General features: G+C 40.1%; 11 protein-coding genes. 8 read left to right on the forward strand and 3 right to left on the reverse strand.

Annotation, left to right across the window (positions count from 1 at the left end):
- Positions 1 to 175 precede the first annotated feature (175 nt).
- Positions 176 to 670, reverse strand: coding sequence for a leucine-responsive transcriptional regulator Lrp (gene lrp, locus C9I86_RS04760; protein ID WP_005368765.1), 495 nt, complete (start codon positions 668 to 670; stop codon positions 176 to 178).
- A 646-nt stretch (positions 671 to 1,316) separates the two neighbouring features.
- Here lrp and trxB point away from each other — a divergent pair.
- The 6 genes from trxB (at position 1,317) to infA (ending at position 7,854) form a co-directional block, all read left to right on the forward strand.
- Positions 1,317 to 2,282: a thioredoxin-disulfide reductase gene (gene trxB, locus C9I86_RS04765; protein ID WP_107275773.1), complete on the forward strand. Its 966-nt coding sequence runs from the start codon at positions 1,317 to 1,319 to the stop codon at positions 2,280 to 2,282.
- Positions 2,283 to 2,392: 110 nt separating this feature from the next.
- A complete protein-coding gene (gene cydD / locus C9I86_RS04770) occupies positions 2,393 to 4,165 on the forward strand; it encodes a cysteine/glutathione ABC transporter permease/ATP-binding protein CydD (RefSeq protein ID WP_107275774.1) in 1,773 nt (590 codons plus the stop codon).
- Positions 4,158 to 5,882 carry a cysteine/glutathione ABC transporter ATP-binding protein/permease CydC gene (gene cydC, locus C9I86_RS04775; RefSeq protein WP_080157896.1) on the forward strand — a complete coding sequence of 575 codons (1,725 nt, stop codon included), beginning with the start codon at positions 4,158 to 4,160 and terminating at the stop codon, positions 5,880 to 5,882. The genes cydD and cydC overlap by 8 nt, the downstream gene beginning before the upstream one ends.
- Before the next feature lie 127 nt (positions 5,883 to 6,009).
- Positions 6,010 to 6,714, forward strand: a complete 705-nt coding sequence (gene aat / locus C9I86_RS04780) for a leucyl/phenylalanyl-tRNA--protein transferase (protein ID WP_080157897.1) — start codon at positions 6,010 to 6,012, stop codon at positions 6,712 to 6,714.
- A gap of 11 nt (positions 6,715 to 6,725) precedes the next feature.
- Positions 6,726 to 7,427 carry an arginyltransferase gene (locus C9I86_RS04785; RefSeq protein ID WP_080157898.1) on the forward strand — a complete coding sequence of 234 codons (702 nt, stop codon included), beginning with the start codon at positions 6,726 to 6,728 and terminating at the stop codon, positions 7,425 to 7,427.
- Between the two features lie 208 nt (positions 7,428 to 7,635).
- Positions 7,636 to 7,854, forward strand: a complete 219-nt coding sequence (gene infA, locus C9I86_RS04790) for a translation initiation factor IF-1 (RefSeq protein ID WP_005368778.1) — start codon at positions 7,636 to 7,638, stop codon at positions 7,852 to 7,854.
- A gap of 160 nt (positions 7,855 to 8,014) precedes the next feature.
- On the opposite strand, the gene clpA is transcribed toward infA, so the two are convergent.
- Together clpA and clpS are read right to left on the reverse strand one after the other, a co-directional pair.
- Positions 8,015 to 10,285, reverse strand: coding sequence for an ATP-dependent Clp protease ATP-binding subunit ClpA (clpA, locus tag C9I86_RS04795; RefSeq protein ID WP_107275775.1), 2,271 nt, complete (start codon positions 10,283 to 10,285; stop codon positions 8,015 to 8,017).
- Positions 10,286 to 10,332: 47 nt separating this feature from the next.
- Positions 10,333 to 10,653 (reverse strand): ATP-dependent Clp protease adapter ClpS, encoded by a 321-nt coding sequence (gene clpS / locus C9I86_RS04800; protein ID WP_080157900.1) that lies wholly within the window; start codon positions 10,651 to 10,653, stop codon positions 10,333 to 10,335.
- A gap of 220 nt (positions 10,654 to 10,873) precedes the next feature.
- On the opposite strand from clpS, the gene cspD reads away from it, so the two are divergent.
- Together cspD and C9I86_RS04810 are read left to right on the forward strand one after the other, a co-directional pair.
- Positions 10,874 to 11,095, forward strand: a complete 222-nt coding sequence (gene cspD, locus C9I86_RS04805; protein WP_080157901.1) for a cold shock domain-containing protein CspD — start codon at positions 10,874 to 10,876, stop codon at positions 11,093 to 11,095.
- Between the two features lie 584 nt (positions 11,096 to 11,679).
- Positions 11,680 to 12,064, forward strand: a 385-nt coding sequence (locus C9I86_RS04810; protein WP_199190741.1) for a transposase domain-containing protein, incomplete at its 3' end; no start/stop codon positions are given.

Raw genomic sequence — 12,064 nt, forward strand, 5'->3', positions numbered from 1 at the left:
TTTTAGACGGTCTGCCGTCAAATAAATTCATCATTATGTCAATTTGTAGATCCGTTTGGATGATTAATCACCAATTATTATTTTTATAGCGTATAAACAAATACACCCTGAATAACAATCACGTTATTCAGGGTGTATATATATCTCAATCTTCGATTGCTTAAAGCACGAATATCTAGCGTGTTTTAATAACCAAGTTGTTGCTTTGCTTAACTTCTTCCATAACAACATAGGTACGAGTATCGTTAACACCAGGAAGACGTAGCAAAGTTTCACCAAGCAATTTACGGTAAGCCGACATATCTGATACACGTGTTTTCAACAAATAGTCAAAATCACCAGAAACTAAATGACATTCCTGAATATCTTCTAGCTCTTGTACCGACTTATTAAACTGCTCAAAAACATCTGGCGCACCACGGTTGAGAGTGATCTCAACAAACACAAGTAGTGATGCATCAAGAAACTGTGGGTTTAATAGTGCAGTATAACCGCTGATATAGCCTTGGCGCTCTAATCGACGTACACGCTCTAAACAAGGTGTCGGTGATAAGCCAACACGCTTAGAAAGCTCGACGTTTGAAATTCGACCGTCTTTTTGAAGTTCATTCAAAATATTACGGTCTATGCGATCCAATTCCTTGGATGGTTTCTTTTTGGTATCTACCATTTTTTATTCCACCTTCTCACTTCCTTGCAAAAAAATATACTACATCTTATCTATTTTTAGAATCAAATACTCTAATAGTCAAACAATCCGTGATAAATATCAGACGATCATGCTATTTAGTTACGATATTGTTGGATTTTATTTCTACCTATGACTATAACCATCCTCAAATACTGAAGGATTTTACTAGCAGCTGCTCATCAAAAACAAATATTTAACTATGTTGTACCAAAACAAAACGGATTATCAAAGTAAATTAATCATATCAACACAAATACATTAACATAATTTAACAACTGTGAGTTTTAATCATCTATCTGTCTATTACAGCAATAGTTATACAATCATTATTCAAAAAATTAAAATAACGAATATCATGTATTTTTTTTAATGAAATTTGTGCTAGATCAAAAAAACACGATCTGACTTTTCACATTTAACTCTTCAAAAAAGCCTATTACTACGGTATTTTTGTCGTCAATCTAGCTTCTTTTTTTTATTAAAGTTGAGACGCTATTAAACGTTTGTCGCCCGAATTCAATAGGGCAAGCAAATAATTGATTGTCTTACATCCTCTTCCTTTACGACTGCAATTTACCTACAATCAGTCTTCCATAATAATAATATTATTCAGCCTGGAGAAAAAATGAGTAACGTAAAACATTGTGAACTACTCATCCTTGGTTCTGGACCAGCGGGTTATACTGCTGCTGTCTATGCTGCACGTGCAAACCTCTCACCAGTAATGATCACAGGTATGCAGCAAGGTGGTCAACTTACGACTACTACTGAAATTGAAAACTGGCCTGGCGATGCTGATGAGCTAACAGGCCCAGCACTTATGGACCGCATGAAAGCCCATGCAGAGAAATTTGAAACTGAAATTATCACTGACTTTATTAGTGAAACTGATTTCAGCCAGCGCCCTTTCCGCTTAAAAGGCGAAAACAGTGAATACACCTGTGATGCGCTTATTATCTCAACCGGTGCTTCTGCAAAATACATTGGTTTAGACTCAGAAGAAGCATTTAAAGGCCGTGGCGTATCTGCTTGTGCGACTTGTGATGGTTTCTTTTACCGTAACCAAAAAGTTGCCGTTATCGGTGGTGGTAACACCGCTGTTGAAGAAGCGTTATATCTGTCAAATATTGCCGCAGAAGTACACCTTGTTCACCGTCGCGATAGCTTCCGTTCTGAGAAAATTCTAATCAATCGTCTGATGGAAAAAGTCGCCAATGGCAATATCATTTTGCACACTGATCGTACCCTTGATGAAGTCTTAGGGGATGACATGGGTGTAACAGGTTTACGTCTTAAAGATACCCAATCAGATGCAACTGAAGAACTTGATGTAATGGGTGTGTTTATTGCTATTGGCCACCAGCCAAATACCGCTATTTTCAATGGTCAATTAGATATGGAAAATGGCTATATTAAAGTCCAATCTGGTATCCACGGTAATGCTACTCAAACCAGTGTTGAGGGTATTTTTGCAGCGGGTGACGTAATGGATCATAGCTACCGCCAAGCTATCACGTCTGCTGGAACAGGCTGTATGGCCGCATTGGATGCTGAGCGTTATTTAGACGCTCTCGCAGATCAAAATAAGTAACATCAAGCCTCTGTTTATACAGCAGCTTTTTTCCTTACAGCAGCATAAATTTCAATTTGTGTTGTTGTAAGAGCGACTTACCATAAATACCGTAATGAAACCTTATTTATATGGATAAACAATTACAACGCGATTTGACCAAATGGTTAAAATCCCAAAGTAAACTCGCCAAACGTTGGATGATGTTCAGTATTGGCTTAGGGTTTATTTCGGGATTATTGCTTGTCGGGCAAGCAGCTTTATTAGCCAATATTTTGCATCAATTGATCATGGAGCATACCGATAAATACCAACTTATTAATCAGTTTGTTGGTCTTATTGTTATCGTTGGTTTACGTGCATTATGTAGCTGGGGACGAGAGGTTTGTGGTTACCGTTGCGGTGAACAAATTCGACTCCATATTCGCCAATTAATTCTCAACCGCTTACAAAATCTCGGTCCTGCTTATATCAAGGGTAAACCGGCTGGCGTATGGGCAAGTTTAGTGCTTGAGCAAGTCGAAGAAATGCAAGATTTCTTTGCGCGCTACTTACCACAAATGTCACTGGCGGTATTAATTCCGGTGGTGATTTTAGTCGTGGTATTCCCGCTTAACTGGGCTGCAGGCTTAATCTTCCTTATTACTGCACCGTTAGTTCCATTTTTTATGGCATTAGTCGGTTTAGGTGCAGCAGATGCTAACCGTCGTAACTTTAAAGCGTTACAACGTTTATCTGGTCACTTCTATGACCGTTTACAAGGTTTATCAACCCTACGATTATTTAATCGCGTTGATGCTGAAGCTGAAAATTTAGATGCCGCTTCACACGTCCTACGTAAACGCACCATGGAAGTGCTGCGATTAGCCTTTTTATCATCAGCTGTATTAGAATTCTTCTCAGCAATTTCTGTTGCTATTGTTGCAGTGTATTTTGGTTTTGCTTTCATCGGCGAACTGAACTTTGGTAACTATGGTGTACCTCTTTCGCTATTTACAGGTTTATTTGTATTAGTGCTCGCACCTGAGTTTTATCAACCACTGCGAGATCTTGGTACCTTCTACCATGCTAAAGCGCAAGCCATCGGTGCTGCTGAATCAATTGTTGAATTTTTAAACATTGAAGCAGATGAAATGAGTAACGGTGACACACCATTACCCACCCCAGATGCTATTCATATAACAGTAACCGATCTTGAAGTGCTAAGCCCTGAAGGTAAAATACTGGCAGGTCCTCTAAGCTTTACCATTAATACCAAAGAACATGTGGCATTAATTGGTCCAAGTGGCGCGGGTAAAACCAGTTTACTCAATGCCCTACTCGGCTTTTTACCTTACCGTGGCAGTATCAAAATAAACGATGTTGAACTGAATCAACTTAGGCATGATCAATGGCGTCAAGCGATCAGTTGGGTCGGTCAGAATCCATTATTAGTCCATGGTTCTGTACGCGATAACATTACGCTCGGTAATCCAAGTGCCACGAATAACGATATCGAACAAGTCACTCGCCAAGCCTATGCTGATGAATTTATTCAACGTCTTGAAAAAGGCTATGAACACCATGTAGGTGATCGCTCAGGTGGTTTGTCTGTCGGCCAAGCACAACGTATTGCCGTAGCGCGTGCAATGTTACAAAACGGCGCTTTTTGGCTACTTGATGAACCCACGGCAAGCCTTGATGCTAACAGTGAGCGCTTAGTGCTAGAAAGTTTAGCTATGGCAGTTACTGATCGCACCACACTGATGGTGAGTCACCGTCTAGATCAACTGCATGCTATGGACCGCATTCTGGTTATGGATAACGGTAAATTAGTTCAAAACGGGGCTTTTGATACCATTAGTCATCAAGGTTTATTAGCTGACATGCTTACATCTACAGATAAGAGGGATCTCGATGCGTGATTTAATCCCTTACCTTAAACTCTACCGTAAACACTGGTTTGGTTTAACCTTAGGCATGATTTTAGGATTATTGACACTATTATCAGCCATTAGCCTATTAACGTTATCCGGTTGGTTCATTGCCGCTTCTGCCGTGGCAGGTCTAACCTTAATTAGTAGTCAAACGTTTAATTACATGGTACCTGGTGCTGGTGTACGTGGCTTTTCTATGGCACGTACAGCAGGACGGTGGGCAGAACGGGTTGTTAGTCATAACGCGACCTTTAAACTACTCGCTGATTTACGGTTATTCTTTTTTCGAAAACTGACACCATTGATTCCAGGTCGTCATGCAAATTTACGTGATGCCGACTTACTTAATCGCTTAGTGGCAGATGTTGATGCAATGGATCACGTCTATCTGCGTTTAGTTAGCCCACTGATTATCGGTGTGCTAGGCATTGTTATTGTGACGGGCTTTTTAGCTTGGTTTGATCCCACAATTGGTTTTACCCTTGGTGGCATCTTATTAGCATTAATGATTATTTTACCGATTGTTTTTTATCGTTTAGGTAAGCGCAATGGTGAAACATTAACTCACGCTAAAGCAAACTATCGCATTACGTTATTAGATTGGATTCAAGGTCACGCTGAATTATTGCTGTTTAATGCAGAAGAACGTTACCGTCAACAAGCAGAAGCAGAACAAGATAAATTACTTGATGCTCAGCGAAAAATGGCAGGGTTAACCGGCATTGCTAATGGCTTATTAATGGCGGCTACAGGCTGGACGTTAGTGATTATCCTGTGGATTGCAGCCAACGGTATTGCAGGTCATGCACCCGATCCTTTTGTCGCAATGGTGGCTTTTACTACCATGGCAAGTTTTGAAATGATGATGCCAGTAGCGGGTGCATTTCAGTATTTAGGCCAAACATTATCATCGGCAAAGCGTCTTAATGAAATTATTGAAGCAACGCCTGATACTGTGTTTGATCCTCAAGGTTATAACGCAGTAGCCCATGGTGATATTTGTTTTAATGACATCAGCTACACCTATTACGGCAGTGATAAACCCGTTGTTAAACACTTATCACTGAATATTAAGCAAGGTGAAAAATTAGCCTTACTTGGCCGTACAGGTTGTGGTAAATCAACTTTATTACAATTACTCACCCGCAGCTGGGATCCACAACAAGGATCGATTGCCATTGATGGTGTACCACTGCCAACATGGAGTGAACCTGCATTACGTAATGCCATTACGGTTGTTAGCCAACGCGTCGATATATTTAATGGCTCACTACGTGAAAACCTTGTCTTAGCTAAACCAAATGCGACTGAGCAACAATTTGTGGATGTACTCAATAAAGTCGGTTTAAGCAGTCTGCTTGATGACAATGGTTTAGATACATGGCTTGGTGACGGTGGTCGTCATATTTCCGGTGGTGAACGTCGTCGAATCGGTATTGCCCGCGCATTACTTCATGATGCTCCAATTCTGTTATTAGATGAACCGACCGAAGGGCTTGATCGTCGAACTGAGCAGCAAATATTAAGTTTATTGCTTGAATTTGCCAAAGACAAAACAGTGTTATTTATTACTCACCGTTTAGTTGGGCTCGATAGCATGGATCAAATTTGCTTAATGGATGAAGGTGAGATCATTGAACGCGGTCAGCATCAACAATTGCTGGCTCAAAATGGTCGTTATGCTGAATTATGTCACCGAATTTAATCAAGCATTAACCCTCTAAAACGCAGTTAACGCCAATAATCCCCGCTGATTATTGGCGTTTTTTTTATCCGTCGTTAAATGTTATATTGCCATTAGTAGCCTTTGACTTGCATGTTGTTGATAATAAATGACGATTTATATACCTGAAATTGATCCTTCATCATTACTATTTCCAGATCCAACAACAGCCCTTGCTGATCCTAATGGGCTACTGGCTTTTGGTGGTGATCTTAGCCCACAACGTTTACGTCAAGCTTACCGTCACGGCATTTTTCCGTGGTATTCACAAGGCGAACCTATTTTATGGTGGAGCCCAACCCCTCGTGGGATCTTTATTCCACAACAATTTACACCCAGTAAAAGCGTACGCAAATTTATGCGAAAAGCCCCTTATACCATCACCTTAAATCATGCCTGCCATGCGGTGATCCGCCACTGTGCAGAGTCTCGTGGTCCTGAACACACATGGATCACTGAAGCAATGATCGCGGCTTATCAGAAATTACATGATGAGGGTGACTGTCACTCGGTAGAAGTATGGCAAGATCAGCAATTAGTCGGTGGCTTTTACGGGGTTTCCGTGGGAAGTGTTTTTTGTGGAGAATCGATGTTTTCCCTTGCTGATAATGCCTCAAAAATTGCGTTATGGTATTTCTGTCACCATTTTTCAAGCCACGGTGGTACTCTCATTGATTGCCAAATGATGAATCCCCATCTAGCCTCTTTAGGTGCCTGTGAATTAAACCGCCCTGCTTTTCTAACGCAATTACATCAACAACGAGATAGTGCATTACCTACGGCCTGTTATCACCCTCAAACTTTAGTGTTATAAATGAATTAATGATGAAAGAATTATCCTTACAACTAGGTTTAACACCTGAAAGTGATTGTAATTACCTACCACAACAACGTGATCAGCTTGGTATTGTAATGGATCAACCGTGGTTAAACCCTAATGGTTATGATCTATTAATTAGTTCTGGTTATCGTCGCAGCGGTAGTGTTATTTATAAGCCAATGTGTAAAAACTGTAATGCTTGTACTCCGTTGCGGATTAATTGCACTGAATTTACACCATCAAAAAGCCAGAAACGGCAGCAAAACCAACTCAAAAAGCTGCAATGGGAATTTAAACAACAACTCGATCCTAATTGGTTTGAGCTTTATGAGCGTTATATTAATGTTCGTCATGCCAGTGGCTCAATGTTTCCTGCCAATAAACAGCAATTTTTTGATTTTGTTAGTGCTTCGTGGATGAACACGGCATTTTTACATCTCTATCAAGATAATCAATTAATTGCTATCGCAGTTACGGATGTTTTTCCTGATTCACTCAGTGCGGTTTACAGTTTTTTTGAACCTGAACATAAACTCTCACTTGGAACATTATGTGTCCTATTACAAGTTGAAGTCTGCAACCAAACACAACGCCAATGGCTCTATCCCGGTTATCAAATCGACCAATGCCGTGAGATGAACTATAAAATTCGCTTCATGCCGCATCAGAAATTAATCAATGGTGAATGGATTTCTTCGTTATTATAAAAAAAACAAAGCGGTTAAAATAACCGCAACAACCGTTGTTTTACATCTGCTTTTGTTAATTAGCTGAGAAAAAATGGATTAATCGCGAACAAAAGCTGACAAAAACAGCTAGCGAGGGTAAAATTACGTCCTAAACTTTACACTCAAACAGTTTCAAGGCATTATCCAGCCCGATCAAGATGAATGGCTGGTAGCCTAAGAGGATTCAATGGCAAAAGAAGACGTAATTGAAATGGCTGGTACTGTACTAGATACACTACCAAATACTATGTTCCGTGTTGAGCTGGAAAACGGTCACGTTGTTACTGCTCACATCTCTGGTAAGATGCGTAAAAACTACATCCGTATCCTTACTGGTGACAAAGTAACAGTGGAACTGACTCCTTACGATCTAACTAAAGGTCGCATCGTCTTCCGCGCACGTTAATCTTTCTCTAAAAGATTAGTGCTGCAAATAAAACCCAGCCTATTTGCTGGGTTTTATTTTAGCGAATGATGGTAACAAGAGTCATAATATAAAAACGCCGCAGATAGTTGTTACTATCTACGGCGTTTTTGTTTATGCAACATACCCTAACAAGATTCTGTTAGTGGGCAGCTTCCATTTCACTACTGAATTGGAAATCAAGTTCACCATTTATGTAGTCAACACGAACAGAACCACCATTAACCAATGAACCGAACAACAATTCATTCGCAAGTGGCTTTTTAAGGTTCTCTTGAATCACACGCGCCATTGGGCGAGCACCCATCGCCTTGTCATAGCCTTTATCTGACATCCACTCACGTGCACGTTCAGAGACTTCCATTGATACGCCACGCGCATCTAGCTGTGCTTGTAATTCCACAATAAACTTATCAACCACTTGGCCAATAATGTCTTTTTCAAGATGATTAAACCAAATAATATTATCAAGACGGTTACGGAATTCTGGTGTAAATACGCGTTTGATCTCAGCCATCGCATCATGGCTATGATCCTGCTGAATAAGACCAATCGATTTACGTACTGTTTCCGTCACACCGGCGTTAGTTGTCATCACAAAAATAACATTACGGAAATCCGCTTTACGACCGTTATTGTCGGTAAGCGTACCGTTATCCATTATTTGTAACAGTAAATTGAACACATCAGGATGCGCTTTTTCAATTTCATCAAGTAAAACAACGGAGTGAGGATTTTTAATGACGGCATCTGTTAATAATCCACCTTGGTCATAACCCACATAACCAGGAGGTGCACCAATTAAGCGGCTTACTGTATGACGTTCCATGTACTCAGACATATCAAAACGTAGCAGCTCAATGCCCATTGTACGTGCTAACTGGACTGTTACTTCCGTTTTACCGACACCAGTAGGACCGGCAAATAAGAATGAACCAACAGGCTTATTATCAGCACTGAGTCCTGCACGGCTAAGTTTGATAGCTTCCGTTAATACATCAATCGCACTATCTTGACCAAAGACCAACATTTTTAATCGGCGATCAAGGCTTTGAAGTACATCACGATCACTGCTTGAAATTGATTTTTCAGGAATACGAGCCATACGAGCGATCATCGATTCAATATCACCGACATTGACCGTTTTTTTACGACGGCTTGCTGGGGCTAAACGACAACGCGCACCCGCTTCATCAATCACATCAATCGCTTTATCAGGTAAGTGACGTTCATTAATGTATTTGGCTGATAACTCAACCGCAGCACGAATAGCTTTATTGGTAAAACGAACTTCATGGTGCGCTTCATATTTAGATTTCAACCCCATCAAGATTTTAGTGGTGTCATCCAATGAAGGTTCAACCACATCAATTTTTTGGAAACGACGCGATAAGGCACGCTCTTTCTCAAAAATATTGCTGTATTCTTGATAGGTTGTTGACCCCATGCAGCGAAGCTTACCACTACTCAATAATGGTTTTAGTAAGTTAGCAGCATCAACTTGGCCGCCAGAGGCAGCACCTGCGCCAATGATGGTATGGATTTCATCAATAAATAAAATCGCATGTTCTTCTTTTTCAAGCTGCTTCAAAATACCTTTGAAACGTTTTTCAAAGTCACCACGGTATTTTGTGCCCGCTAAAAGAGAACCAATATCGAGCGAGTAAATAATACAGTCTTGAATAATTTCGGGCACTTGACCTTCAACAATACGCCATGCCAGACCTTCAGCAATTGCGGTTTTACCCACACCTGCTTCACCCACTAATAACGGGTTGTTTTTTCGACGGCGGCACAGCACTTGAATCGTACGCTCAAGTTCTTTATCTCGACCAATTAGAGGATCAATACCACCCGATTTGGCAAGTTGATTGAGGTTGGTAGCAAAATTCTCAAGTTTGTCTTCTGAGCTTGCTTGTTCGGTACGTTGTTCTTCGTTATTGCCAATCTCTGACGGATTCACATCATCATTATCACTGCCTTTCACAGTGCCATGAGAAATAAAGTTCACCACATCAAGACGACTAATATCACTTTTCTTAAGCAAATATGCTGCGTGTGATTCTTGCTCACTAAAAATAGCAACCAATACATTCGCACCAGTAACTTCACTGCGACCAGAGGATTGGACATGGAACACGGCACGTTGTAACACCCGTTGAAAACTCAATGTTGGTTGGGTTTCTCGGCTCTCATCATCCATTGGAATTAAGGGTGTTGTTTGTTCAATGAAAGAATCTAACTCTTTACGCAACAGGTCAAGATCAGCACGACATGCTAATAACGCCTCTTGTGTGGCTACATTGTCTAACAGTGCCATCAATAAATGTTCTACCGTCATAAATTCATGACGCTTTTCCCTTGCTCGTGCAAATGCACCGTTCAGGCTTGCTTCAAGTTCTTTATTTAGCATAAGGCACCTCCCCTAAAAACCACTCAATATGGCGTGCCGGAAAAAGATTATGCTTTTTCCATCGTACACAACAACGGGTGTTCATTTTCCCGCGCGTACATCATTACTTGTGCAACTTTTGTTTCAGCTACTTCGGCAGTGAAAGTGCCACAAATGGCTTTACCTTCATAATGTACCGCAAGCATCAACTGAGAAGCTTTCTCCAGATCCATGGAAAAAAATGTTTGTAACACATCAATCACAAAATCCATCGGCGTATAGTCATCATTATTTAGCACTACTTTATACATCGATGGCGGCTTAACTTGGATTTCTTCTTTATCTAAGACATCAGATTCAGGATTCATCCATTCGTATAACTTACTCATAGTTTTATCTTAGTTCATTAATTCGTGAGCTGGCTATAGCCAAGTTAACAAAAGATTTTATCAAAATGTTACAAACAATACTTGACTGACTAGTTAATTTTACTACATTGTAAAATATAGTAGATATAATCTGCATCAAAATCGCATTAGTATGCAATCAAACATTACTCGATAAGCAACTAATGTCAAATGGAACTTGAATGCAAAAAGGATGTATAGCATGGCAACAGGTACAGTGAAATGGTTCAATAACGCTAAAGGATTTGGTTTCATCTGCCCAGAAGAAGGTGAGGATGATATTTTTGCTCACTATTCAACAATTCAGATGGATGGTTACCGCACACTTAAAGCCGGTCAGCAAGTGAACTATGAAGTTCAAACAGGTCCTAAAGGTTACCATGCCAGCGCTATTATTCCCGCCCAAGGCGATGAAGCCAAATAAATGGATCCCGTATTACTTGCACATTAAGAGGTGAGTTATCTCACCTTTTATTCGTTAACTCGAAACCAAATTTCTACTATCTAGTACAATATACCAATTACACTTCGACTTCGACAGTCATCTGGTGTTATTAATCCTTCGTATATGTTTTTATGCTGAAAAATTCAACAACCATGTGAACTCACTGTTTATTGAACACTCATAAATTGAATAAAATACGCATAAAAACGTAGCGTTGCTTTAAGTATTAAAATTAAGATTTAAACATCACAATAGTTAACAAATAATACACATCTAGCCTATTGCATTTCTATCCTATGCCAATTTTAATGAGCTGCCCATACTGACCGACTTTCCTTATTCTCTGTTTGAGAGTTAGCGCACGAGAGTATGATATATGTAATCTCGTTACTGATCGTCTATCGGTATAACACTTAATACATCTCACCGATAACAACACGCAACAGCCATAAAAAAAGCCCAGCCAATGCTGTAATGCTGATCAGTTAAGCCCAAAATGATCAGTTGAACGATCCTGTAGATGTGTAAAAATCCAAGTGTATTTAATGCACTTGGATTTTTTTATGTTTTTAAGACAAGCACTTGAACAGATACATGCCTTCTCAGCTGATAAATTAAACGGCTTATCAGACTTACTTTGTCCAACACTTATTGACCAATGCCTTCTAGATACAGGTGTTACAACCATTCGAAAACGAAGATTACCAATGGAGTTAATGGTTTGGAGTGTCGTTGGTATGTCACTTTATCGACATTTGTCGATGAGCAAAGTGGTGTCTCAATTAGACATCCTATTACCAGGGAAAAAGCCATTTGTTGCCCCAAGTGCTGTGATTCATGCTCGTAAGAAATTAGGGCATGAACCAGTAGAAGCTGTCTTTAATAAAACACAACAGTTGTGGCATGAGAAAACACCTCATCCGGATTGGCATGGTCTCACATTGCATG

This window comes from Photobacterium sp. NCIMB 13483 (assembly GCF_003025475.1).
GTDB classification, from domain to species: Bacteria; Pseudomonadota; Gammaproteobacteria; order Enterobacterales; family Vibrionaceae; genus Photobacterium; species Photobacterium piscicola.